Source organism: Mucilaginibacter limnophilus, from assembly GCF_004005815.1.
Taxonomy (GTDB): domain Bacteria; phylum Bacteroidota; class Bacteroidia; order Sphingobacteriales; family Sphingobacteriaceae; genus Mucilaginibacter; species Mucilaginibacter limnophilus.
The window spans coordinates 418662-444898 of the sequence record NZ_SACK01000002.1 but is presented as its reverse complement, the minus strand read 5'-3'; the positions used below and the strand labels follow the sequence as shown (position 1 = coordinate 444898).

Sequence of the window (26237 nt, the reverse complement as noted above, 5' to 3'; positions counted from 1 at the left end):
AGTTGGCTTTATTGTTAATACCTGACAGCTGCAAAAGGTAACCTTACGTTAAAACCAGTAATTGGAATGTTACATTAGGCGCAACAAAAAAGGCCTCCGTATGGAAGCCTTTTAAATATAAGTTTATGAATTTAGTTCTGTTTATGCCCCGGCTAAAGCTGCTGCACCGCTCACAATCTCGGTAAGCTCGGTGGTAATAGCTGCCTGGCGCGCCTGGTTGTATGATAATTTCAGGCTGCGTAAAAGCTCCCCTGCGTTATCGGTAGCTTTATCCATCGCTGTCATACGTGCACCGTGTTCTGATGCATGCGAGTCAAGCACTGCACGGTATAACTGCAATTTGATATTTTTGGGAATAAGCTGCTCTACAATTTCTTGTTTTGATGGCTCAAGAATGTAATCAATTTGCGATGTCTGTACCGTCTCTTTGGTTTCAGTTTTTGGCACAGGTAATAACTGTTCTGTAATCAGTATCTGTACCGCCGCGTTCCTGAAGTGGTTGTACACCAATTCAACACGGTCATAATCACCATTCACAAAACCCTTCATAATACTTTCGGTAATAGCCGATGTATTGGCAAAATTCAGGTCCTGGTAAAGCTCATTATTGTTGCCAATAACATTGTATTTACGGCGAGAAAAGAAATCATGCGCTTTTTTACCGATTGCTACTATTGATACACTGCCATTTTTAAGCTGCTCGCTATACTTTTCGTTAATAAGCGTATTAGCCGTTTTAATAGCATTAGCGTTGAAAGCACCGGCCAAACCACGGTTTGATGATACCACAACCACCAATACGCGCACGGGCTCACGCTCCTGCAGGTATGGCGAAGCGCCATCTTCTAAACTTGCCGAAAGGTTTGCCAGCAAATCTTTCAATTTATTAGCATACGGACGCAGTTGTACAATTGCATTGGTTGCCCTTTTCAGCTTTGCCGCCGAAACCATTTTCATGGCTTTAGTGATTTGCTGCGTTGAGCTTACCGATGATATCCTGTTTCTTACTTCTTTTAAATTAGCCATTCGTTAAATGTGCGAATTTCAAATGTGCAGATGTGCAAATGCGACATCCTGGTTAATATATGATGAAGCGATATGCTGATCTGTACATTTGCAAATCAGCATATCTGCACATCTAATTAATATTTGCTTGCCAGTTCTTTAGCAACTGTTTCCAGTACGCCGGTTAGCTGGTCGTCAAATTTACCTGCTTTAAGGGCTGCTAACACCTCAGGGTGACGCAGTTCAAGCTGGCTGGTATATTCGTTTTCGAACTCTCTGATTTTATTTACCGGTACATTACGCATCAGGTTTTTGGTACCAGCGTAAATAATAGCCACTTGTTTTTCAACAGTTACCGGTGAATACTGACCTTGTTTCAAAATCTCTACGTTACGTGCACCTTTGTCAAGTACGGTTTTGGTAGAAGCGTCAAGGTCTGAACCAAACTTTGAGAAAGCCTCAAGCTCACGATATTGTGCCTGGTCAAGCTTAAGCGTACCGGCAACTTTTTTCATTGACTTGATTTGCGCGTTACCACCCACACGTGATACCGAGATACCTACGTTGATAGCAGGGCGAACACCCGCGTTGAACAGGTTCGACTCAAGGAATATCTGACCATCGGTAATTGAGATTACGTTGGTTGGGATATACGCTGATACGTCACCCGCTTGCGTTTCGATGATAGGAAGCGCGGTTAATGAACCACCGCCTTTTACCACATCTTTTAATGACGGGGGAAGGTCATTCATATTTTTAGCGATCGAATCATTGGCGTTGATCTTCGCTGCACGCTCCAGAAGGCGGCTGTGCAGGTAGAATACGTCACCAGGATAAGCTTCACGGCCCGGAGGACGACGAAGAAGCAATGACACTTCACGGTAAGCAACCGCTTGTTTCGACAGGTCATCATAGATGATCAGTGCAGGACGGCCGGTATCACGGAAGTACTCACCGATAGCGGCACCGGCAAACGGCGCGAAGAACTGCATTGGTGCAGAGTCTGACGCGTTAGCGGCAACTACTATAGAGTATGGCATAGCGCCGTTCTCTTCAAGCGTACGCACAATGTTAGCTACAGTTGATGCTTTCTGTCCGCAGGCAACATATATACAGATAACCGGTTGGCCGGCTTCGTAAAATTCTTTTTGGTTGATGATGGTATCGATACAAACCGCAGTTTTACCTGTTTGACGGTCGCCAATAACCAGCTCACGCTGACCACGACCGATTGGGATCATCGCGTCGATAGCTTTGATACCGGTTTGAAGCGGCTCGTTTACCGGCTGACGATAAATAACACCAGGCGCTTTACGCTCAAGCGGCATTTCATAAGTTTTACCGGTGATAGGGCCTTTACCATCAATAGGGTTACCCAAAGTATCAACAACACGGCCAAGCATACCTTCGCCTACATTAATCGAAGCGATCTTGTCGGTACGTTTTACTGTGTCACCTTCTTTAATACCCTCAGTTGAACCCAACAATACCACACCCACATTATCTTCTTCAAGGTTAAGCACAATGCCTTGCAGGCCTGTGCCAAACTCAACTAATTCGCCCGATTGTACTTTTGTTAGTCCGTAAACGCGGGCAATACCGTCGCCTACCTGCAATACGGTACCAACTTCTTCCAGTTCGGATTCTGACTTAAAGCCTGCCAGCTGCTGGCGCAGGATGGCTGATACTTCGTCTGGTCTTACCTCTACCATTTTTTATTTATTTAGAGTTATGTTTTTAAATTGTTATTGAACTACCTTTTTGGCAAATTCTTTCTTTAGTTTTTTAAGGTCGCTGGCAATGCTGGTGTCAATCTGCCTGTCGCCAACAGTAAGTACAAACCCACCAATTAAGTCTGGGTCAACCCTGGTTTCCAGTATTACCTGACTACTTCCTGTAGCGGCTTGTACTTCAGCAGAAAATTTTTGTTTATTCTCTGCATTAAGAGGAGTAGCTGTTACAACAGTAGCTTTGATGATATTTTCTTTAGCGTTATACTGGTTTATAAGCTCGTTAGCAGTAGCATAAATTACTTCGCCACGACCTTTGCTAATCATGATATTTAAAAAAGCCAGGGTAACTTTACTCACACTGCTGCCAAAAACATCTTTAACTATAGCTGTTTTTTTAGTTTGCGAAATAATAGGGTTACTTAAAACAGCTTTAAGCTGAGGATTTTCCCTTAAAATTTTCAGGAAAACAACCATATCAGCTTTAACAGCTTCTACCGAATTCTGCTCAATAGCAAGATCGATAAGTGATTTGGCGTACCTGGATGCAACAGTTAATTCTGACATTCTTTTACTTCGGATTTCGGATGTTCGATTTCGAATTTGTTCAGCCTCGGTTTAAATCCGAAATTGAAAATTCGACATTCGAAATTACTTATTTCAATTTTACTTCTTTCAACAGATCTGCAACAAGAGCATCTTGTTTGCTGCCGTCTTCAAACTCTTTACGTAATACTTTCTCAGCTATTTCAAGCGACAATGCTGCAACCTGATTTTTAACATCGGTTAAAGCAAGCGCTTTCTGGTTGTTGATCTCGATACGTGCAAGTTCAAGCATACGCGCACCTTCAGTTTGCGCGGTTGTTCTTGCTTCAGCAACTATCTGCTCTTTAAGCTTGCGGGCTTCGGCTAATATTTGGTCACGCTCTGCACGGGCTTGTTTTAATAAGGCTTCGTTCTCGTTAGTAAGACGAGACATTTCTTCTTTAGCGGCGTCAGCTTTTAACAAAGCATCTTCAATTGAACGTTCGCGCTCATCAATCGCCTTCATAATTGGTTTCCAGGCAAATTTTGCCAGCAGGAAGAAAAGTATCAGAAATGATACTGTGGTCCAAAACACCAAACCAATTTCAGGAGTAACTAATTCCATTTTTTATAATTAATTTTTAATAACTACAATTTAAAATAACCGTATCTGCCGCCAACCGCCGCAAATACGGTTATAATTTTGTCGTGGGGTTAAATTATTTTAAGCCCAGGAATGATACAACCACACCGAACAGAGCAGCACCCTCGATAAGAGCGGCAGCAATGATCATCGCAGTTTGGATTTTGCCTGCAGCTTCTGGTTGACGTGAAATACCTTCCATGGCTTTTCCACCTACCTGACCGATACCGATACCGGCACCGATTACTGCTAAACCTGCACCTAATGCAGCAATACTTCCAATCATTGTTTTAAATTTAAAAGTTAATATATGTGTATATAGTTATTTACAATTAGTGATGATGCTCTTCAACAGCAGTACCTATAAACAAGGCAGTAAGCAGTGTAAAGATAAAGGCCTGCAGCGCCGCTACAAGTAACTCAAGTACATCCATAAATACCACGAACGGCACCGAAACAAGCGATACATAAGCGCTTTTGAACACGAATATCAGTGATATAAGGCTCAACACGATAATGTGGCCAGCGGTAATGTTTGCGAACAAACGAATCATTAACGCGAAAGGCTTTGAAATTACGCCAACCAGCTCAACCGGCCACATAATTGGATACAGCCAGAATGGCACGTCAGGTAAAAAGATGTGTTTCCAGTAGTATTTATTGCCGTTTATGTTGGTTACTATTAATGTAATTACCGCCAGTACAAATGTTACCGCGATATTACCGGTAAGGTTTGACCCCCCCGGAAAGAAAGGCACCAAACCAATCAGGTTATTTATCCATATAAAGAAGAAGATGGTAAGCAGCAACGGCATAAAGCTGTTGTACCTGCGGCCAATGTTCGGGCGTGCAATATCGTCACGAACAAAAACTATAAGCGGCTCAATGAATGATTGTAAACCTTTTGGCGCCTTGCCTTCACGTTTTTTGTATGCCGAAGCAACGCTGAAGAAAATCACCAGCAGCAACACGATAGAAAGCCACATTGAAGCCACGTTTTTGGTGATTGAAAAATCATACACCTTAGCTTCTTCATTTATTTTCCCTTCGGCATCTACAACCTTTATTTTATCTTTTACAAGAGCGTAAGTATAGTACTTACCCTGGTGCGCTTTGTGGCCATGTTCAAACTTTTCAGATGAAAAAACCTCAAAACCTTTATCGGTATAAAGTATAACCGGCAACGGGAATGAAATATGTCCGCCAACATGAAAAAAGTGCGAATCGGCAATGTGCTCAAGTATTACCTCACTTGGCTCAAATTTTTCTTCATGCTCGGTTTCGGCTGCGGCCTCAGCGGCATGCTCTTCATGTTGTATCGCAAAAGTTTTACAAGTACAAAAAGTCAAAAAAACGCTTAAAACAACACTTAAAGCTATTTTTTTTGAGTTCAAAATGTGGCTAAAATTCATTAAATGAGTGTTTTTCACTTTTAATTTTGGTTGCGCAAGTTACGCAACAAAACATAAACTTCAAAGCCGGTATTTAAGAAATATATATAAAAGAAATTGAGCATAAAAACAGGCCTGTCAACGTCGGTTTTAAGCACTATTAAAAGGGCCAGCAACATTGCCATCAGCATCTTTACAATCGTCATGATAAGGAAAGTTTGGGCGTATAGCTCTGGATGGCGTTTTTGTACCAGTCCTATCGCTACAACAAGGCCAAGCGTTAGTGCGCCAAGCAATATAAATATACCCCAAAACTGCGGAAGTACGTATTTATCATTACCAGTGTAACTTAACAGAACGGCGGGCAGCGCCAGGCAAACCGTGAATATAAAAAATGAACGCAGTGTTTTGAGCATAATTAGCTTTTTGTCGCCCTTATAATAAGATATAATGAAATAAAAACTCCGGCAAGAGCAAGCGTGGCGGCAACCCATTGTATGTTATGATTATTGGCTTTGTCAATTCTGTAACCCAGATATCCCAGGCCGCCAATTACAACCATCATTTGTATGCCAAGCCCGGTCCACTTGGCATAGCTTTGCAAACCGCTGCCTGGGCTGTCATTATTGTTTTGTTCATTTTCTGCCATGCGCAAATTTATTGATCTTTATTATATAGTATTGCCTATTTTAGCAAAGCATAAACCTGAAGTGTTTTGAAACGCAGAGACATCTCTATAATTAACCGGTTATTCATATTTTTTGCATTGTTGTTAACCGCCTGCTCGCTCGAAAAGAAAAGCGGATTTAACCGGCGTATGCAAAATTTAACCGCGCATTATAACGTGTTGTTCAATGCCCGCGAGATCATCAAAGAAAAACAGGATGCTTATGCCACCGGATTTATTGACAATTACTCTGAACTGCTAAGCGTTTACCAGGACACCGCCGCCATAGCCGGCGAAGATAAAGACCTTGAAGCCGCTACCTCAAAAGCGCAATACATTATCAGCTTTAAAGAACAAAGCAAATACCTTGGCGATGCTTACCTGGTGCTGGGCAAAACTAATTATCTGGAAAAACAATACTTTAACGCGCTTGAATACTTTAATTATGTACTACGTTCGTACACCGAAAAACCGAAGCTTACGCAGGAAGCCCGTGTATGGAAAGCACGGACACTGATGCAGCTTAATCAATATCCGGAAGCTGATTCAACGCTTAACCTTGCTATACAAAGTATCAACCCTAAAGATGATATTACTGCTGATATATATGCTACCAGGTTGCAATATGATATTAATCAGCAGGAATATGTAGCTGCTGAGGAAATGGCTAAACAGGCTATTAAATATGCGAACAACTCAAAGCAGCGGTTGCGCTGGACGTTTATTTTAGGTCAGCTGCAGGAAATGAACGGGAAACCGACCGAAGCTATGGCCAGCTATACACGAATTGTGCGCAGCAACGCCGTTTTCGAAATGGCTTTTAATGCCGATTTAAATCGAATACGTATTGAAGATATGCGCGATGGTGTAAAGATCAGTCGTGTTGACCGGTTGAAAAGTTTGCTGCGTAATCAAAACAACGAAGAGTTTACCGACCAGATCTATTACCAGATAGCGCAGATATATTATGCCGAAGGTAATATTGATAAGGCACTCGAAAACTACAAGCTGTCTACACAGTTCAGCACAAAAAATCTAAACCAAAAAGGTTTATCATACTTACGGCAGGCTGATATTTATTTTAAGAACAAAGCCGATTATGTAAGCGCTAAAAATTATTACGATAGTACGCTTCTTAATCTTTCGGCTGCTTACCCCGGTTATAATGCCATTAAAAAAAAGACCGATAACCTGCAACTACTTACTGAAAACTTAGCCATTATTGCCCGTGAAGATACGCTGCAAATGCTGGCCGGTCTTGATGAAACAGCACGTACGGCGCGTATTGATGAACTGGTGAAACGCAATGCCGTACAAAGGCAGCAACAGCAAACTGCAAACGAGACTGTGAATGCAGTAGCTCCGCTTGACATTAATAACGTGAGCAACCCACAACCAAATACACCCACCGGCAGCAGCTTTTATTTTTACAGCAATGCGGCCGTTAGTTCAGGCTTTGCCTCCTTTAAACGAAAATGGGGCAACCGTCGGCTCGAGGATAACTGGCGCCGCAGCCAGCGCACCAATACCAATCTTACGGTTAACAACTCACAGGTTATTACTCCGGATGTACAACAGGGCAAACTGCAGCCGCAAAGCAATGTGTTTACCGGGACTGATGAATACAGGCAGCAGTTATTAAGAGACGTTCCGGTTACTCCGGAATTGATGGCCGCATCGAACACCCGGATATATAACGCTTATTTTGATATCGCTAACTTTTACCGCGATGTTATTGAAGATAAAAAGGAAGCCATTGCCAACTACGAGCTGATTTTAAAACGCTTCCCTAACAATCCAAACAAGGCGGCGATATACTACAGCCTGTTCCGCCTGTACAGCGAGTTTGATATGGCGAAAGCTAATTTTTATAAAGATCTGCTGCTGAAAGATTATGCCGATACACCTTATGCTAAAGTTATTATTGATCCGGATTATGGCAAACGCTTAAACGACGCGGATGCCGAGTTTAATGCCCTTTATAATCAGGTGTATGATCTGTATGCACAGCGTAAATATCTTGAGGTAATGCAGCAGGTGGATGTACTGATGCAACAGTATCCGCAAAATAAACTGGCGCCTCAGTTATTGTACCTGCGTGCGTTAGCCAAAGGTCGTCAGGTAAAGATAGATCCGCTTAAAACTGATTTGATAAGCATCGCATCTACTTATCAAAATGATCAGTTGGTTACTCCGTTGGTTAATCAGCACCTGCAATATATCGACAACAACTACCCGGAAATGGCTTTACGCCGGTTCGCTATTTTAGACAGTGACCCTGATTATATTCCGTTTAGGGTAGATTCCGTAGGTCCGATGGTATCAAACTTTGCTACGGTTGCCGATAAGAAAGTTGAAAAACCGAAAAAAGAAGAAGCAAAGCCACAGCCTAAAACCGAAGATAAAAAGCCTGAAGCGCCGGTTATTACTAAAGCCGAAACTGCGGTTACCGACAGTGCAGCCATAAATGCTCCTGCAGAAAAACCGAAAAAGGTTTATCAATTCAACGAAAGCGATAATGCCAACTATTACTTTGTAGTAAATGTAGCTTCGCTTACAACTAATCTGGCTTCTTCACGTTTTGGTATAGGGCAATTTAACCGGACAAGATATCAGGGAGTAAATATCAGGCACCAGCTTAAGCCGGCCGGGCAGAACCAGCTGATATATGTAGGTCGTTTTAATAATGTTGAAGATGCTAAAGCTTATGCACGTGCAATTATCCCGCTAATGCCTGAAATAATGAAGGTGCCAAAAGATAAATACAGTTTCTTTATCATAACACAGCAAAATCTGGATAAATTAGCCGACAAAAAAATGCTGGATAGTTATATTGAATACTACCAGGATACTTTTTAATCATGATTATAAAATTATCACCACAAGAAATAAAAAGATATAATTGGTATATCTGGCGCTTTGTTATTGCCGGCTTTTCGTTCGTTATTTTAATGTTGCTGTGTACGGCCTTCGGCTTGTTCGGGCAACTGCCATCTTTCAGAGATTTGGAGAACCCGAAAAGCAATCTGGCATCGGTAGTATACTCGTCCGACAAACAAACGCTGGGTACCTACTTTGTGCAAAACCGCTCTAACGTTACTTATAAAGAAATATCGCCATACGTTATCAACGCTCTTATCGCTACTGAGGATAGCCGTTTTATAGAGCATTCAGGTATCGACTTCAAGCGTACTTTTACCATCATATTTTACAACCTGGTGGGTAAAAAACAAGGCGGTAGTACCATTACCCAGCAGCTGGCGCTTAACCTGTTTTCTGAGCGTGCACGCAATCCATTTAAGCGTATTATTCAAAAATTACAGGAATGGATTACCGCGGTTAAAATCGAACGACATTATACTAAAGAAGAGATCATCACCATGTACCTTAACACCGTTGATTTCGGCGCATATAATGTATATGGTATAAAATCGGCATCACTTACTTACTTTAATACCACACCTGATAAACTTACACCCGATCAGGCAGCTTTGCTGGTAGGCATGGTGAACGGTCCAGGTATATACAACCCTATTAATCACCCCGAAAATGCTACCAACCGCCGTAACCTGGTGCTTCGCCGCATGGCTGAAGAGCATTATTTAAGCGATGGCCAGGCCGACGAGTTAAAACTTAAACCGCTTGGTTTGGATTTTCACCGCATAAATCATAACGAAGGTTCAGCGCCGTATTTCAGGGCTGTACTAAAGCGCGAGGTGCAAAAGCTGTTTGTAGAAAAATCAATATATAAGGAAGGCGATGTGCCGTATGACCTTGACCGCGACGGCTTAAAAATATATACCACAATTGATGCTACCATGCAGCGCTATGCTGAAGAAGCGCAGAAAGAATATATGCGCCAGCTTCAGGCGGAGTTTAACGCGCACTGGCGTGGCCGCAGCCTTTGGAAAAGTATACCAACATTTCAATTATTGTTAACGCAGGGCATGCACCGCAGTGACAGGTACAAGGCATTGAAAGAGGCTGGTAAAAGCGAGGAAGAGATTAAAGAAGATTTTAACACGCCTGCTAAAATGACCCTTTTTACATGGAAGGGAGATATTGATACACTGATGAAACCTATCGATTCGATAGTATATCACAAACTAATGCTGCGCAATGCGCTGATGAGCATGGATCCAACAACCGGTTATGTAAAAGCATGGGTTGGCGGTACTAACTTCGAGCATTTTAAATATGATCAGGTTAAAACCGGTACCCGTCAAGTGGGTTCAACTGCCAAGCCATTTACTTATGCAGTGGCCATGGATCAGGGCATTTCACCATGTATGGAGGTAGCTAACGTGCCCGTAACAATAACCGGCTACGGCGAGCCATGGACACCGCGTTCAACCGGTACTATTCCTGGAGTGCTTACGCTGCGTAAGGCATTGGCCAACTCACAAAACTACATCACCGCTTATGTAATGAATGAGGTTAAGCCATTGCCGGTAATGGAATTAATTAAGAAAATGGGTGTAAACAGCCCCGATATCGGCCCGTATCCTTCAATATGTTTGGGTACATTCAACGCTTCGGTTTATGATATGACAGGCGCTTATTCAGCATTTGTAAACCATGGCGTGTGGACAGAGCCTACTTATCTGTTGCGTATCGAGGATAAAAACGGCAACGTATTGTATGAGCATAAGCCACGCGTAGTACAGGCGCTTAATGATCAAACCGCGTATGTCATGACATCCATGCTTAAATCGGTAGTTGATGAAGGCACAGGCTATCGTTTGCGTTATAAATACAAATTGTACAATCCTATCGGCGGCAAAACGGGCACCACACAGTCAAATTCTGATGGTTGGTTTATAGGTATAACACCACAATTGGTTACCGGAGTTTGGACAGGCTGCGAAGACCGTGATATACACTTCCGCTCAACCAATCTTGGTGAAGGTGCTAATACAGCGTTGCCTGTTTTCGCTCTGTATATGAAAAAAGTGTATGCTAATGCGGCGCTTGGTATTAAGCAGAATGTTGATTTTGATCCGCCACAATCTGGCGTAAACGTTACGCTTGATTGCGGCGCCTATAACCAGCAGCAGCAAGATAGCAACGAGGTTGACGAAAAACTGGAGTTTTAATCTCTTACCCTCCTGAAGAGGGAACTTTAACGCCATTATTATGTTGAAACATAAATAATGGCGTTTTTGTATTTTTGCAACAAACATTAAGTTTTACGTTTAACATATAACCAATATCTTTTCTATCTCCCTTTAGGGGGTTAGGGCTGGAGTTTAGGGGGCTAATGGAGCGATTTGATCATAGGGCAGCATTAAAAAATATTCCGCACAGGCCGGGGGTATACCAGTTTTGGGATGCCGATAACCAGCTAATGTACATTGGCAAGGCTAAAGACCTGCGTAATCGTGTAGCCTCTTACTTTAATAAAGACACCGGGGTTAATGGTAAAACGCGTGTGCTGGTATCAAAGATCCATAACATCACCTTCACTATTGTTGATACAGAGGTTGACGCATGGCTGCTGGAAAACAGCATGATAAAAAAGCACCAGCCGCGTTACAATATCGAGCTGAAGGACGACAAGACCTACCCATGGATCATTATTAAAAACGAAAACTTCCCTCGTATCTACTGGACGCGCCGCATTGTGCGTGATGGTTCGAAGTATCTTGGGCCCTATGCGTCGGTAAGTATGATGCATACCATTCTCGAACTGATAAAAGAAACGTATCCGCTGCGCACTTGCAACCTTGCGCTTACCCGCGAAAATATCGACAAAGGTAAGTTTAAGGTATGCCTTGAGTACCAGTTGGGCAACTGCAAAGGCCCTTGCCAGAATTTTCAAACAGAGGATGATTATAATGATAATATCCGTGAGATACAGGATATTTTGAACGGTCGTACAGGAGCGGTGATACGGTCACTGAAAGCGGAAATGGACAAGGCCGTGGCGGACATGAACTTTGAACAGGCGCATCGCCTTAAACGTAAGTTCGATCTGCTTGATCGTTATCAAAGCAAATCAACGGTAGTAAACTCATCTATAACTGATGTGGATGTGTTCAGCATCGCATCGGAAGAAAAATACGCCTTTGTAAATTACCTGAAGGTAATGAATGGTACCATCATTCAAACGCAAACTATTGAGTTGAAAAAACGATTGGATGAAAGTGATGAAGAACTACTCACGCTGGCTATTTCAGAGTTCAGGAACCGCTATCAAAGCAAGTCGAAAGAGATCATCGTACCGTTTGAGATAGACCTTGACGATCAGGCCATAAGGTTTACTGTACCCAAACTTGGCGAAAAAAGAAAGCTGCTTGATCTGTCGCAGAAAAACGTCCAATTTTTCAAAAAGGAAAGAATTGATCAATACGAAAAACTGAACCCCGAGGTACGTACCGAGCGCCTACTTACGCAGATGATGAAAGACCTGCGGATGAACCAGCTACCACGACACATTGAGTGTTTTGATAACTCCAATTTTCAAGGTAAATACCCGGTGTCGTCTATTGTGGTGTTTAAAGATGCCAAGCCGTCGAAAAAAGACTACCGCCACTTCAACGTGAAAACTGTTGAAGGGCCGAACGACTTCGCTACAATGGAAGAAGCAGTACACCGCCGCTATCGCCGCATGCTTGATGAAGGCAATGAGCTGCCGCAGCTTATTGTTATTGACGGTGGCAAAGGCCAGTTATCTTCAGCCATGAAAAGCCTGAAATTATTGGGTATTGAAAAGCAGGTAACCGTGATTGGCATTGCCAAACGGCTGGAAGAGCTTTACTATCCCGGCGACCAGTACCCGATGTACCTGGATAAGAAATCGGAAACGTTAAAGGTTATACAACACTTGCGTGATGAGGCGCACCGTTTTGGCATTACGTTCCACCGTAAAAAGCGCGACAAGGGCACCCTGGCAACCGAACTTGAGCTGATAGAAGGCATAGGTAAAACCACTGCCGAAAAGCTGCTGAAATATTTTAAATCAGTAAAGAAGATACGCGAAGCTACCGTAGAGGAATTACTTGAAGTGGTGAACGCCAAACAGGCGAAAGCTATTATTGGCTACTTCAATAAAGAAGATACTGAACTCAAAGAAGCTGTATTATAAAAAACGCCCCGCAATATGCAGGGCGTTTTAGTTATAGTTGGTTAATATTGCCACAAACTGAGCTCCCAGTCCATAAGGGATTTTTTCACCCTTTCCGACTCATAGAGCTTATCAATGCCCTGAGCGTAATCCTTAATACGCTCGTCCTTATCATTAGATACCTTAACGATATAGCTGCTAAAAAGTCTTTTCAAAAATACGTCGTCAAAGCTTAAACCGGTAGCATCATTATTGCGGCTAATGGCTTCTTTGGTAGCTAATACCTGACGTGCTTCGGGAAAGTACACCCAAAATGCAGGCTGATAATCCATTTCCAAACCCTCTACGTTAAACTTAATTAACGGAGCGATACCTATGATACGTGGTTCAAAAACCGAACGCTGTCTGTCAAATACCCAATCTTCTTTGATGCGGAATTTCACAACACTATCTGCGTTAAATTCACCTGCCTGCAGGCGTGAACCAATCTTATTACCTTCCGCGTCAAATTGATCAACCACGGCACTGTCGGCCATGCGTGCACGTGCCTGTGCACCAGTCATTGGCGTTGAAAAGCTATCCCCGTTAGGATCATTCTTTGCAGGATTTGGTGTCGGATCGTAAGCGGTTAACTCGCCTGCGTCAATAGCGCTTAATAAAGCGTCAATCAGCCTTGACTTTGGTGAAGCCAGGTACTGGTTCATTTTTTCGCGCACGTCAATTTCACGCCACACACGTTTAGCGAATACCACATCAGCCTCACGTAAATGATGATACGGCGTAACAGTATGCGCTACAAAGCTCGATTTTTCATATGCGCCATCAATAGGCCTGTCGTAACCCTTTGCAATGCTGTCGGCAGCATGGGCGGTGTTGGCCGCATTATTATCAGGCGCCATTGATGTGTTTTGCGCAAAAGCAGCCATACCGGCTAAACTAAACGCAAAAGCTAAAATTCCTTTTTTCATAACTCAACTTAGTTAGCAGATATCACAATGTCGTCGAGCCCGCGTTGCGAACCATCAGGGCCAACGGCAATGATATCTGTAAAAATCACTTTTGTACCCGGTGTTACGGTATTTAATGCTGCACGCATTTGCGGCGAAACCGTACCACCTGTTGATGTTACCTTTATCACGTCCTGACGCGGCTTGGCCAGCAGCAGGCTGAAACGGGTAACGTTAAATTTAGCATCAAATTCAAAATTTTCAAGGCGGGCAAACAGCCTGTCCTGTCCGCGAATATTAGCCGCGCTGGTGCTGCCGCTGCTTTTGCCCGCAAACATGGCTTTAGGGTCAGGAATACGTTTTACACGAAAAACTGTACTACCCAACACCTGTGTTTTGCCCGGTGCAACTTCGCCCGATACAGTTACAGTAGCTGTGCCTATTGAACGTACAGTTGCAGTATATTTTCCGCTTGAACCGCTTACCGAACCGCCATCTATGCTTACACGTAATTTTTCTTTGGCAATGCCCGGCGCCGAAACTGAAATTGGGTTTGGTACACCGATGTATAATACGTTCATTTTATCGGGCGATACCACTGCCGACGGCTTGGCAACCTGGTAAGTTTGAGGCGGTGTTTTATAAGTCTTGGTTGTACCGTCGGTTTGTTTAACGGTTATGGTACCAACCCATGTATAAAAACCTTCACGGCTTGTACCAGTTGTGTATTTACCTTTGCCATCCTGAACAGAAAGACGTGAACCGTTTACAGTTATTGACGGACTCGATTTTGAATCAGATGCTGTAAGGAACACTTCAGCGGTATACGGTTGCCCTGCTATAACATAGCTGGTTGGCGCAACTGCTACAGCCGCAAATTTGTCCAGGTTTACTACAGCCTGGTCAACTTTTCCTAATAGTTTTTTCACCACCTCATTCTCAGCGTTTTTAGCATCAGCTTGTATCTTCGCAAGTGTGGTTAACGCCGCTCCCAGTGGAATGCCATCACCAAAGTATGCCTGCTCCCATTTTTTTGTACCGCCGTTTTTCTTCAAATCGGCTGTATTTAATGAGAAGTTCACACCTGCAGCATCTTCACCCAATAAAGCAAGTAGTTTTGTGCGGGTTTCCTGTACTTTGCTTTTAAGCGTTTCGGCATTTTTTTCATTGATCATGATACGCGGAGAAACATCCAGGTCATCACGAGCTTCCACATCGCCTGTTTCCTGATTGATACCGCCGCCCGCCTGAATAAGTTTAGCTTTTAGCGATTCAACATAGCTGTTAAGGCTTTCAGCAATAGCACTGGCCTGTTTAGCTTTGTCATATATCGGTTTTGCCCTTTCGGGTTGTTCTTTAAGTTTGGTTTGTTCAAACGCCGAGTATGTGTTTTGTATACCTGTGGTTACGTTTGTTCTCGACTGATCCAAACTGTCTGTTATATTTTTGAAGGCATCCAGTAAGCTATCCGGTACGTTAAGGGCTATAAGTCCTAAAAGTACCAGGTACAGGATACCTATCATCCGTTGTCTGGGGGTTTGTTTGCCGCCGGCCATGCGCTATATTTTGATATTTAAATCCAACAATTTTGTTAATTAATTATCAAACACGCGGCTGGTTCATAGCCGATAGCATGTTACCATATATTGCGTTCAGCGAAGCGAGGTTTTTAGCTAAGCGGCCAACTTCCTCTTTAAAGTGTTTAGAATCGTCTATCGACTCGTTGAAGTTTTGCATCGTAAGCGACAGGTTGTGATAGAACGTATTCATTGATTTTAAATGAGCCGTTGAATCCTGTAACTCCAACTCGTACACAGCGTTTAATGCCGACAGGTTTTTAGCAAGCGCGTTCACCTGATCATGATATGCTTTTGAATCGATATTTGAGTTAGCCATCTCATTAAGGTTTGACGCTGCTTTTTCAAACGCGTTGCTTAAGCTATCGTAGCTGTTGCTTGCTGATTTTAGTTTTGCAATGTATTCATTTGTAGCTGCCCCTGCATCACCTACACGTGATATGGCGTTTACCTTATCACCAAAGGTGCGCAAACCATCGCCAAGGCTGGCTATCAATTCTGGGCCTATTTTAGCATCTGATAACATTTTGTCGAGCGCAGCAGTATTTGAGAAATTGCTTACAGGAGCGGCAGCAACACGTGCGGTAGCTGTTGGCAACTCACCCTTATAGTTTTCATCCAGTTCAGGGTAAGCGCGGGTCCAGTCAACTTCTTTTGTATCGCGCTGTAAACCTAAAATCAGGAACAACAATGCTTCGGTACCAAGCCCCACTGTAATAAACAGCGAAGCAAAAGGCCAATGTTGTATTTTAAATAGCAAACCGATAATTACTACAGTTGCACCAATTGAGATGATGTTATCAATGCCGAAGGGTTTTTTCTTTAAAGCCATAAATGTGGGTCGTTTTTCGTTTACTTACTTTAATAAATTATATGAGGCAGTTGTTTTAAAAATTAGCGACGGTCTCTGATGTCGCGTCCAACAAAGTGGCTTACGCAACGGAAACCGATGTATGATTTTGCAGTGTCCTGATATTCGTATGAGCGTGTTGAGTTTTGCAGGAAGTAACCAACGTCTTTCCACGAACCGCCGCGTACAACCTTACGTTTCATTATTTCAGGATCAGTTGGCTTGGCTTCATAGTTAAATGTAGGGGCCATATCATGCACAAAAGTTGATGCAGCAGGGTCATATGCCGAAGCAGTCCACTCGGCTACGTTACCGGCCATGTTGTACAAGCCGTAATCGTTCGGGAAATATGAGCGTACATTAACTGTGTAAGCGCCTCCATCGTCGGTATAATTACCACGGCCGGGCTTAAAGTTTGCCATTAAACAGCCTTTTGCATTTTTGATATACGGGCCACCCCAAGGGTAATCAGTTCCAATGCGTCCGCCGCGGGCGGCATATTCAAATTCGGCCTCGGTTGGAAGGCTGTAAGGCAAACGATGGGGTAATCCACGTTTATCTTTATAGGCATCGTTATAGCGGGTACGCCATACAGTGAACGCACGTGCCTGGCGCCAGGTAATACCAACAACAGGGTAATTACGAAACGCCGGGTGTGAGAAATAACCTTCAACCATCGGTTCGTTTGCTGCGTATGAAAAATCGCTCAGCCATACCAGCGTATCCGGGTAAACGGCTACGGTATCACGCAATATGAAATCTGAACGGCGTTTCGATTTATCATTTTTATAGTTAGCGGCATCACGTAATACCATTATTGAGTAATGGTATTTTAGCAGGCGAACATCTACCTCATTCCTGTCGAAAATGCGGTCATCGCCCTGGTAATACATCCCTTGCAACTTTTGTGCGTTATCAGGGTTCTTTTTAAAGTTCCAAACAGAATTTTTGCTTACATAATCCCAGTTAATAAACTTTTGCCCACTGGTGTTGGCGTCTTTATTTTTGGGCTGATAATAGTATTTATCGTCGTTAAGGTAATTGCTTATGGCTATTGAATCGCGCACCCAGTTTACATATTGTTTGTATTGGGTATTGGATATCTCAGTTTGATCCATGAAGAAGGGGGAAACAGTAACCTGTTTGGTTTGCGCGATCTGAGCAAAGGTTACATCCTGATCGGTTTGTCCCATCAGGAATGACCCACCGGGAATATAAACCATGCCATACGGCACCTCCGATCTGAACGACTTTTGCGGTACGCCGGTAACCTCGCCGCCACCGCTGCTTCGACATCCCGTTATAACCACGCCGGCAACTAATGCCAGGTAAAAGTAGATATGCTTCATCTTAAATAGCTTCCTGTCAAACAATAATGTACTTGATACACTTAAATGCCCCCGAATATATAATTTTTATCAATCAAAGTATAAAATGACTGTATGATATAACATACAATCACCGTAACCCGTTTGAGTTAATCAGGGGAAGTAAAACCATATACGTAAAAAAACTGCCCATAATTACACATAGGCAAGTAGGCATTTAACGCATAAGTAAGCTAAATGGTTGTAAAAAAGTTCACAAATATTGCACAGATGCTATTTATTCACCTGCTTACAATATTGCTCAATAGCCATTGTCATGGAAGGGGCGCCCGGTGTAGGTGCAGGAATATCTAAAATAAGGCCCGCATCAAGCACTGCTTTATGTGTTGTAGCGCCAAAAGCTGCTATACGGGTATTATTCTGTTTAAAATCAGGAAAGTTTTTATATAATGACTGTATGCTTGACGGACTGAAGAAAGCGATAACGTCATAAAATACTTCGGCGAGGTCGCTCAGGTCGCTGCATACTGTACGGAAAAGTACTGCTGGTGTAAAGTTATAGCCATTCTCAAGCAGGAACTTTTGCGTTTCTTCGGCAGCCACATCTGAGCATGGATACAGGAACTTTTCGCCCGAATGCTTTTTAAGCACTTCGGCAAGATCTGAAGCAGTTTGCTTACCGAAGAATATCTTGCGTTTACGGTACTGTATATATTTTTGAAGATACAGGGCAATGGTTTCTGAAAGGCAGAAATATTTCATTTCAACAGGCACTTCAAAACGCATCTCTTCACAAATACGGAAAAAATGATCGGCTGAGTTACGGCTGGTAAAAATCACCGCGGTAAAATCGGCAAGGTTTATTTTTTCCTTGCGGAAATCTTTTGCCGGAACACCCTCAACATGGATAAATGATCTGAAATCAATTTTCAGGTTTAACTTTTTAGCCAGTTCAGCATAGGGGTTTTTATCATTCTCAGGTTTAGGCAATGTCACCAGTATGCTCTTAACCCTTTTTTTTCTGTCTTCCAAAATCAGTCTCCGTAAATAAACCTGTAACCAATACTATATTTTAAGCGCCTTAACTAATATCAAAATCGGGCAAATTTCGAGGGCACAAAGATAGATAATTAAATAAAATTTTGAAAATCGAAAGTTTGAAATAATAATTATACTGTTACGCAAATACAACCAAACTAAAATTACGCCTGCCAAAACTAATGCAATCAATAATATCAGCGGCGTTAATTGTGCGTTAATTAAAGTTAAACAAGCGGCTACCGGCAGGGCAACAAAAGTAAGGGCAAAATAGGTAAGGCATAATATGGCAATGTACCGGTTTGTAACATCACTTATCTCAAACACAAAACCAATAAATTTCAATAACAACAATTTTAAGGCAAGCAGGCTGATAACCGCCAGCACAAGCATACCAAGCAGGTTAAAGCCGCTTACAGGATAATATACCTGGTAGTAGGCGGCAAGCTGGAATAGAAACACCCCGAAGGTAAGCCCGAACAACAACAGCAAACCTAAAAAGCCCCATGTGCTTAATAAGCTGTTTTCTTCATCTATTTGTGATGACACCTGCCTGCTGAATACTGATTGAAAAACTTTGTCTACATCTTTAGTAAGCGCCACGCGTAAAAATGAAGCATAAAGCAAAATGAGTATTACCGCACCAATTATCCAGCCGTGCCGTGTTTTACGCTCAATGCCTATACCCAGATTTTTTTGCGCTTTCGAAGAAATATCAAGAAAACCATAGCCTTTGTAAAAATATTTATCCATTATCTCCTGCACAAACTGGTTTGGGCGACCAGGGTCAGGCGCCTTAATAAAAACCATGGCAAGTGAATCAGATACGCGTTTTTGTTCGGCAGCGGCGGCCCGTGCAACCGAATCGAGCACAGATACCGGGCGGCGGTAAACTATAGTATCTGCTACGGGCGTATAACTGCTATCTGTTTGCGCAAAGCAGTTTACAGAAATTACAGCCAGTAAAAAGGTTATTAAGAATAATCGCGCCAACGTATATATACTAAGCTGCAAAATTAAGATAAAGGCGTCAGCTTTAAAACATTGGTGCTAACTTATCTCGATCTTAATCTTGGATACAGCGCCTGGATAAGGAATGATACAAATATTAGTGCCATAATCAAAATACATATTGCTACATGTATAGCAGGCCACCTGTACTGAGCATTGTGAAATGCAAAGGTTGCGTCGGGAATGATGATACCGCAAAGCGGAAAAAACGCGAAAAGACGGATAAGGGTTATAGTTTTCATATTAATCGGAGGAATGAGATTGCACAGCAATCACAGTACAAATATGCCTGCTAATTTGTTAACAAAACTGACATTATACTTTACAAATCTGCCCTGCAATTTGTACCCGATTTGTCCCCGGCTGAATACAAACTGGTCAAATAAAAAATAGTTAAAATTAAACTTTAACAGTTAATTAATTTCAACCGCTTTGCATGCCCTATTTTAGTTCGGATAATCAATATGACCTGGCTCTTTTTTTCGACTTGTTTCCGGATATGATGTGCATAGCCGGAAATGATGGTTATTTTAAAAAGATAAATCCCGCTTTTACAAATACATTGGGCTACAGCAGCGAGGAATTACTGTCAAAACCTATCAATTCATTTATTTATCCTGATGATCAAAATCATACATTAAAGGTACTTGGGCTGATAGAAGAATATTCGCCGGTTTTAAATTTTGAAAACCGGTATATTGCCAAAAGCGGCGAAATAATCTGGCTTGTTTGGACTTCTATAAAAATAGAATGTGAGGGACTGGTTTTTGCCACCGCCAAAGATATTACTTACCGAAAAAAGCTTGAAGAATACCACCGGATAGCCCTGATAATTAACAAACAACCCGAAAATATTTCATCAGTTAAAGCTGAGCATCCTGTAAGTATATATGACAACCTCTCTCCGGCCGACCAGCGGTGGCTGGATGAACTTGAGAAACTTATCCGTAAGTATACAGGTAAGGTTGAAGTAACTATTGGTTTATTGAGTTACGAACTCGCCGTAAGCGAAAGGCAATTATACAGACGGATAAAAAGCATTACAGGCATTACGCCTAATAAATACATCCGCATTATAAAACTCCAGATTGCGCATGAGGCAATTAAAACGGGCAAATACCGCACAGTTAACGAAATATCGTACGCTGCAGGTTTTGAAACACCCGCTTACTTTAACAAGCTATTTAAGGAAGTGTATAACCTCAATGTTTTAGAATTGCTTTAGTGCATTGCTCGTTATTGTACTATACGAGTTAAAATACCGTTCTTTGCACTTAATATGGCCGGTATCTACTTACACATTCCTTTTTGCAAAAAAGCCTGCCATTACTGCGACTTCCATTTCAGCACCTCTCTTAAATATAAAGATGAGCTTCTGGATGCCCTGGTAAAAGAAATTCACCTTCAGCGCGATTACCTTGCAGACGAAACCGTTGAAACCATTTACTTCGGCGGTGGCACACCGTCAATATTGGAAGCTACTGAAATAAACCGGCTGCTTGGCGAGATTACGCAATTGCATACCGTTTCATCATCTGCTGAAATCACCCTTGAAGCTAACCCTGACGATCTGGATAAGGCTAAGCTGCAGGCCTTGCGCCAAACACCCGTTAACCGCTTCAGCATAGGCATACAATCGTTTTATGACGAAGATTTGGCCTGGATGAACCGCGTTCACCGTGGCGCTGAGGCGGAAGCATCGGTTAAACGTGCGCAGGACGCCGGGTTCGAAAATATCACTGTCGACCTGATATATGGCTACCCGCTGCTTACCGACGCTAAATGGAAAAGCAACATTCAAAAAGTTTTTGAACTGGAAGTGCCGCATGTATCGGCGTACAGCATGACGGTTGAACCGCAAACTGCACTGGCCACCTTTATCCGCAAGAAGCAGTCGCCGCCTATGAATGATCAGCAAAGCGCCGAACAGTTCACTTACCTGATGGAAGCTATGCAACAACGAGGATTTGAGCAGTATGAAATATCTAACTTTTGCAAGCCCGGGCATTATTCAAGGCATAATTCAAATTACTGGAAAGGCGTAAAATATCTTGGCATTGGCCCATCGGCACATTCGTTTAACGGCGAAACCCGCCAATGGAATGTTGCTAACAATCCGCGCTACATCGAAGCTTTGACAGCCAGTACTATCCCGGCTGAAAGGGAAGTACTATCAGAAACTGACCGCCTGAACGAGTATATTATGACATCGTTACGCACCATTTGGGGGCTTGACAAACAAAAGCTTGACACCATTGCGCCCGGCGCTTCAGCACAACTGGATACCCAAACCGCTAAGTTCTTTGATAAAGAATGGCTGATTGAAAAAGATGGTATTTTATACTTAACGCAAACCGGCAAACTCTACGCCGACCATATTGCAAGCGAGTTATTTTTCTAACAAATCACTATTTTTATCTGTCAGGATAAAATCAAAAAGGCAGAATACCTTCGATGTATTTGTAAAATAATTAATTTTGCTTGTTAAATTATTGTGAACATGGGTATTGTGCTTTCCCCTATTGATACTGTTGATAATATCAGCAAAGACGACTTTGTAAAGAACTATCTGATACCACGTAAACCACTGGTAATACGTAAGGCTACTCAACCCTGGCCGGCTTTACAAAAGTGGACCTTTGAGTATTTAAAGGAAGCGGTAGGCGATAAAGTTGTTCCGTTATATGACAGCGCCAAGGCCGATCCGTCTAAACCGATAAATGCTTCGGCTGCCGAAATGAAGTTTGGTGATTATATTGATCTGATACAGAAAGAGCCTACCGACCTGCGTATATTTTTGTTCGACCCGATAAAGCACGCTCCGAAATTACTGGATGATTATCGTTCGCCAAGCGACCTAATGGGGGGCTTCCTGGATAAGTATCCTAACATGTTTTTCGGCGGTGCCGGATCGATCACTTTTCTGCATTACGATATTGATCTTGCGCACATTTTCCATACGCATTTTAATGGCCGCAAACATATTATTTTGTTCGACCAGAAATGGAGCGATCGCCTGTATTGCATTCCGTTTGCCACCTACGCGCTTGAAGATTACGATATAACCAATCCTGATTTTAATAAATACCCGGCTTTAGATGGCATTGAAGGACAGGAAACAATATTGGAACACGGCGATACTTTGTTTATGCCTACCGGTTACTGGCACTGGATGAAATACCTTGACGGGTCGTTTTCTATATCTTTACGGGCATGGGATAAATCATGGGCTATTAAAGCAAAAAGCCTTTACAATCTCACCATTCAGCGTAAGTTTGACGACTTTATGAAAGGCCGTTTTAAAAAGAAATACATGGACTGGAAAGAAGAGCTGGCCATAAAGCGCGCAGAAAAAGCATTGGCTGAAGGGCGCCCATAATTATTTAACATTAAAGCAACATTTACTTGTTATATTTAAACGCTTAGAGATTTTACTCGAAGCACATACGCATGAGCTTCGTACTATCCCCAATTGACACTGTTGAGACAATTTCTCCTGCAGATTTTAAGGAAAACTACCTTAAACCGCGCCGCCCGTTAGTTATAAAAGGGCTTACCAAGGATTGGCCTGCCCGCGAAAAGTGGACAGCCGATTACATGAAAGAGGTGGTTGGCAAAAAGGTAGTGCCATTGTATAACAACTCAAAGGCCGATCCGTCAAAGCCTATAAATACTTCAGCGGCATCAATGCCGTTTGATGAGTATATTGATTTAATACGCTCACAACCCACCGAGCTGAGGATATTCTTCTTCAATATCTTCAAACACGCACCGCATTTATTAAACGACATCATTCTGCCTAAAGATTTGATGGGCGGGTTTATTGAAAGCATGCCGGCCATGTTTTTTGGCGGATCAAATTCAGTTACATTTTTGCATTACGATATTGATCTTCCTCATATATTCCATACACATTTCGGCGGCCGGAAGCATGTAATACTGTTTGAGAACAAGTGGAAAGAACGTTTGTACTGCATTCCAAATACCACCTATGCGCTTGAGGATTATGATGTAGCCAACCCGGATATTAAACGCTTCCCTGCCCTTGAAGGTATTGAAGGTACCGAAGTATTTTTAGAGCATGGTGATACCCTGTTTATGCCAACCGGTTACTGGCACTGGATGAAATATATCGACGGGTCGTTCTCTTTAAGTTTGCGTGCATGGGATGCATCTATATCACGCAAGGCCGCAGGCATGTATAACCTGGCCATAAAAGGCGGGTTAGACAGTATGCTGAAAATGGCTTTTAAAGGTAAATACGCCAAATACCGCGAAGGTCTTGCCATACAGCGCGCCGAAAAAGCGCTTGCTAAAGGCAAACCTTAATCAACCGTTTGCATTATAGTGCTGAATAGCACAAACTTGTTTTCGAACTGATTTTGCTGTATTTGCTGCAACCCCTGCAAATGGCCGGTATAAAAATCCTGAAAATCATCCATGTTACGGGCATGGTATTGCACGCAATAGGTTACCCCTTCGTTCGGCGAATCCATCACGTTAAGTACCTGGTACGACGTAAAAAAACCTGTTGCCATTACGTTAGGTATGTGCACCTGCTGCATCCAGCTAAGCCACTCGGGAGCCGAGGCCTCTTCCACTATCGCTGTTTCATTGTAAACTATCATGCAGCAAAATTACTAAACGCCGGTTGTATCGCCTCGTAATATTCTGAAACGCTTACGTGCTTCATTTACCCAAAGGCTGCCGGGGTAATCGGTAATGATCTTTTGATAATAGCTTTTGGCCAGTTCTTTATCATTCAAATCATTTTCATAAATATCGCCCAGCATAAACACCGCATCGTCGGCCCACAAGTCCTGGTTATGATCTTCGGCGATGCTTTTCAACGCCACGGCCGCCTGCTCGTATTCCTTACCTGCTATAAATAATTTAGCCCTTGCCATTAAAATATCATCGGCCAATGTATTGCCGGGAAACTTTCTATCAACGCTATCTAATATCTTCAATGCCCTTTCAGGCTGTTCGGCAAATATCTGCAGATCGGCACGGGCATACATTTTCAATGCTTCCCCTGCTGTATCGGCAACTGTATTGTCCTGTATCAGCAATTGCAGGTTAAGCGCATCGTTAGCTATCAGCTTTGAAGTAGCGGCTTTAAGCACATCAAGCATACCCTTTGCATAAACAAAATCGCCGGTATAATATGCCAGTTTAGCATTCCGCAATTTAGCGTCCTGCTCCATTTCGCTATCCGGAAAATCTTTTTCAACCTGGCTATACAAAAGCGTGGCCTCCCAGGGCTGCCCGTTAAGCAGGTATACATCTCCAAGATCAAGCTTACAGGAAGCCATCGCCTGCGCGCTAAGTCCGGGAATTTTTACTGCTTCTTCTAAAAGCCGTTGTGCTTCAGCTAACTTATGCAATTTGAAAGCATCCAGCCTGGCTAAGCGCTGCAAGGCATAAACCGTACTGCGCCCTTTGCCAAACTCGGTTATCAAATTGGTATAGTCTGATTCAAGGCTAAGCAGATCTGCAGGCAGATATTTACCCGAAGTAACCTTTTCGCTTTTTGTATTGATCAGTTCAATTTTGGCCGAAACATAAACTGAACCTTCTTTCCCTTTCGAGATCAGGTACTCAAATCCTTTAATAGCCGCGTCGTAAGCTTCTTCATCGGCAAGCGTACGGCAAAGGTCGTACAGATTACTGTCTTCGCTTTTACCCCGACGGTTTAACGCAATGGCTTGGGTAAGCGCCTGGTCGTATTCTTTCCGCTGCAGATACTGCCAAATCAGCATTTCTACATACGCATTTTCATCAGGTGCTTTTTGTATCCTTTTCAACAGTGCAAACTTCAGCATGTCGTAATCAGCCTCGTCATACAAGTTTGCCAGCACGCTTTCTGCCTGATCGATATATCCTTTGTTCTGCGGCAGCAGGTTCAGGTATTCTTCAGTTAATGCTGTTTTATCGCGCTTGTATCGGTACAGAGTAAGCAACTCATTAACAAACGGGCCATCGTTATTCAGCACTTTGCGGCCCTGTTTAAATGTTTGTATAGCCTGGTCGATATTGCCGTTTTGGTAAAACTGCATCCCCAGCATTGAGATAGCCGCTACGTCGGCAGGCATCTTTTTTATGAGCCCTTCATAAAGTTCGTTAGCTTCGTCTGCTTTCCCCTGTTGAGTATAAATGGTTGCCAGTTTCAGCGTGTATTCAGGAACTTCCGGGTACCTGCGCGACATTTTTTTAGCTATGCTTTCGGCTTCATCAAGTTTTTTAATGGCTATCAGATTGGTTATAAAAACTGTAAAGTAGGTTTCGTTATCTTGCTTATAAAGTTTCTGATATATCTCATAAGCTTTATCAGGCTCGCCGTTTGCAGTATACTGCTGTGCCAATTGCAATTCGTTGCTTTGCCCAACTGCAATACCTGCGCTTAACATCAGCATTAAAAAAATAAATACGGCGGCTTGCTTCATCTTCTCAAAAATA

24 protein-coding genes are annotated in these 26237 nt (G+C 42.7%); 7 read left to right on the top strand and 17 right to left on the bottom strand.

Annotated features, from left to right (window positions below):
- Positions 1-141: 141 nt before the first annotated feature.
- From atpG to EOD41_RS06345, 8 genes are all read right to left on the bottom strand, one after another.
- Positions 142-1026, bottom strand: a complete 885-nt coding sequence (gene atpG / locus EOD41_RS06380) for an ATP synthase F1 subunit gamma (RefSeq protein WP_127703963.1) — start codon at positions 1024-1026, stop codon at positions 142-144.
- 116 nt (positions 1027-1142) lie between these two features.
- A complete protein-coding gene (gene atpA / locus EOD41_RS06375; RefSeq protein WP_127703962.1) occupies positions 1143-2717 on the bottom strand; it encodes a F0F1 ATP synthase subunit alpha in 1575 nt (524 codons plus the stop codon).
- Between the two features lie 33 nt (positions 2718-2750).
- Positions 2751-3302, bottom strand: a complete 552-nt coding sequence (atpH, locus tag EOD41_RS06370) for an ATP synthase F1 subunit delta (protein WP_127703961.1) — start codon at positions 3300-3302, stop codon at positions 2751-2753.
- 88 nt (positions 3303-3390) lie between these two features.
- Positions 3391-3885 (bottom strand): F0F1 ATP synthase subunit B, encoded by a 495-nt coding sequence (locus EOD41_RS06365; protein WP_127703960.1) that lies wholly within the window; start codon positions 3883-3885, stop codon positions 3391-3393.
- Positions 3886-3979: 94 nt separating this feature from the next.
- Entirely contained in the window at positions 3980-4189 is a 210-nt protein-coding gene (gene atpE, locus EOD41_RS06360) for an ATP synthase F0 subunit C (protein WP_127703959.1), read from the bottom strand.
- 46 nt (positions 4190-4235) lie between these two features.
- A complete protein-coding gene (gene atpB / locus EOD41_RS06355; protein ID WP_127703958.1) occupies positions 4236-5315 on the bottom strand; it encodes a F0F1 ATP synthase subunit A in 1080 nt (359 codons plus the stop codon).
- 20 nt (positions 5316-5335) lie between these two features.
- Positions 5336-5710 carry a hypothetical protein gene (locus EOD41_RS06350; protein ID WP_127703957.1) on the bottom strand — a complete coding sequence of 125 codons (375 nt, stop codon included), beginning with the start codon at positions 5708-5710 and terminating at the stop codon, positions 5336-5338.
- A gap of 2 nt (positions 5711-5712) precedes the next feature.
- Entirely contained in the window at positions 5713-5943 is a 231-nt protein-coding gene (locus tag EOD41_RS06345; RefSeq protein WP_127703956.1) for an AtpZ/AtpI family protein, read from the bottom strand.
- A gap of 66 nt (positions 5944-6009) precedes the next feature.
- Here EOD41_RS06345 and porW point away from each other — a divergent pair, with 66 nt between their 5' ends.
- From porW to uvrC, 3 genes are all read left to right on the top strand, one after another.
- On the top strand, positions 6010-8820 hold the full coding sequence (porW, locus tag EOD41_RS06340) for a type IX secretion system periplasmic lipoprotein PorW/SprE (RefSeq protein WP_127703955.1): 2811 nt from the start codon (positions 6010-6012) through the stop codon (positions 8818-8820).
- Positions 8821-8822: 2 nt separating this feature from the next.
- A complete protein-coding gene (locus tag EOD41_RS06335) occupies positions 8823-11057 on the top strand; it encodes a penicillin-binding protein 1A (protein WP_127703954.1) in 2235 nt (744 codons plus the stop codon).
- A gap of 164 nt (positions 11058-11221) precedes the next feature.
- On the top strand, positions 11222-13048 hold the full coding sequence (uvrC, locus tag EOD41_RS06330; RefSeq protein ID WP_127703953.1) for an excinuclease ABC subunit UvrC: 1827 nt from the start codon (positions 11222-11224) through the stop codon (positions 13046-13048).
- Positions 13049-13089: 41 nt separating this feature from the next.
- On the opposite strand, the gene porN is transcribed toward uvrC, so the two are convergent.
- The 7 genes from porN to EOD41_RS06295 form a co-directional block, all read right to left on the bottom strand.
- Positions 13090-13995, bottom strand: coding sequence for a type IX secretion system ring subunit PorN/GldN (gene porN / locus EOD41_RS06325; RefSeq protein ID WP_240663214.1), 906 nt, complete (start codon positions 13993-13995; stop codon positions 13090-13092).
- Positions 13996-14003: 8 nt separating this feature from the next.
- A complete protein-coding gene (gene porM / locus EOD41_RS06320; RefSeq protein WP_127703952.1) occupies positions 14004-15530 on the bottom strand; it encodes a type IX secretion system motor protein PorM/GldM in 1527 nt (508 codons plus the stop codon).
- Between the two features lie 46 nt (positions 15531-15576).
- The gene (gene porL, locus EOD41_RS06315; RefSeq protein ID WP_127703951.1) at positions 15577-16383 is read right to left on the bottom strand and encodes a type IX secretion system motor protein PorL/GldL; all 807 of its coding nucleotides are present in this window, start codon (positions 16381-16383) and stop codon (positions 15577-15579) included.
- A gap of 62 nt (positions 16384-16445) precedes the next feature.
- Positions 16446-17750 carry a T9SS ring complex lipoprotein PorK/GldK gene (porK, locus tag EOD41_RS06310; RefSeq protein WP_127703950.1) on the bottom strand — a complete coding sequence of 435 codons (1305 nt, stop codon included), beginning with the start codon at positions 17748-17750 and terminating at the stop codon, positions 16446-16448.
- Positions 17751-18002: 252 nt separating this feature from the next.
- Entirely contained in the window at positions 18003-18761 is a 759-nt protein-coding gene (locus tag EOD41_RS06305) for a uroporphyrinogen-III synthase (protein WP_205780500.1), read from the bottom strand.
- Positions 18762-18794: 33 nt separating this feature from the next.
- Complete coding sequence (locus EOD41_RS06300; RefSeq protein WP_127703948.1) at positions 18795-19760, bottom strand: DUF4271 domain-containing protein; 966 nt, start codon at positions 19758-19760, stop codon at positions 18795-18797.
- A 62-nt stretch (positions 19761-19822) separates the two neighbouring features.
- Positions 19823-20020, bottom strand: coding sequence for a hypothetical protein (locus EOD41_RS06295; protein ID WP_127703947.1), 198 nt, complete (start codon positions 20018-20020; stop codon positions 19823-19825).
- Between the two features lie 194 nt (positions 20021-20214).
- Between EOD41_RS06295 and EOD41_RS06290 the strand changes: the two genes are divergently transcribed.
- The 4 genes from EOD41_RS06290 to EOD41_RS06275 all read left to right on the top strand — a co-directional run bounded on the left by EOD41_RS06290 (position 20215) and on the right by EOD41_RS06275 (position 24107).
- On the top strand, positions 20215-21003 hold the full coding sequence (locus tag EOD41_RS06290) for a PAS domain S-box protein (RefSeq protein WP_127703946.1): 789 nt from the start codon (positions 20215-20217) through the stop codon (positions 21001-21003).
- A 54-nt stretch (positions 21004-21057) separates the two neighbouring features.
- Positions 21058-22179 (top strand): radical SAM family heme chaperone HemW, encoded by a 1122-nt coding sequence (gene hemW, locus EOD41_RS06285; protein WP_127703945.1) that lies wholly within the window; start codon positions 21058-21060, stop codon positions 22177-22179.
- 99 nt (positions 22180-22278) lie between these two features.
- Positions 22279-23157 carry a cupin-like domain-containing protein gene (locus EOD41_RS06280; protein ID WP_127703944.1) on the top strand — a complete coding sequence of 293 codons (879 nt, stop codon included), beginning with the start codon at positions 22279-22281 and terminating at the stop codon, positions 23155-23157.
- 71 nt (positions 23158-23228) lie between these two features.
- Entirely contained in the window at positions 23229-24107 is an 879-nt protein-coding gene (locus EOD41_RS06275) for a cupin-like domain-containing protein (RefSeq protein ID WP_127703943.1), read from the top strand.
- Here EOD41_RS06275 and EOD41_RS06270 read toward each other — a convergent pair.
- Positions 24104-24406: a DUF4286 family protein gene (locus EOD41_RS06270; protein WP_127703942.1), complete on the bottom strand. Its 303-nt coding sequence runs from the start codon at positions 24404-24406 to the stop codon at positions 24104-24106. The genes EOD41_RS06275 and EOD41_RS06270 overlap by 4 nt on opposite strands.
- Positions 24407-24418: 12 nt before the next feature.
- The gene (locus tag EOD41_RS06265; protein WP_127703941.1) at positions 24419-26224 is read right to left on the bottom strand and encodes a tetratricopeptide repeat protein; all 1806 of its coding nucleotides are present in this window, start codon (positions 26222-26224) and stop codon (positions 24419-24421) included.
- Between the last annotated feature and the right edge of the window lie 13 nt (positions 26225-26237).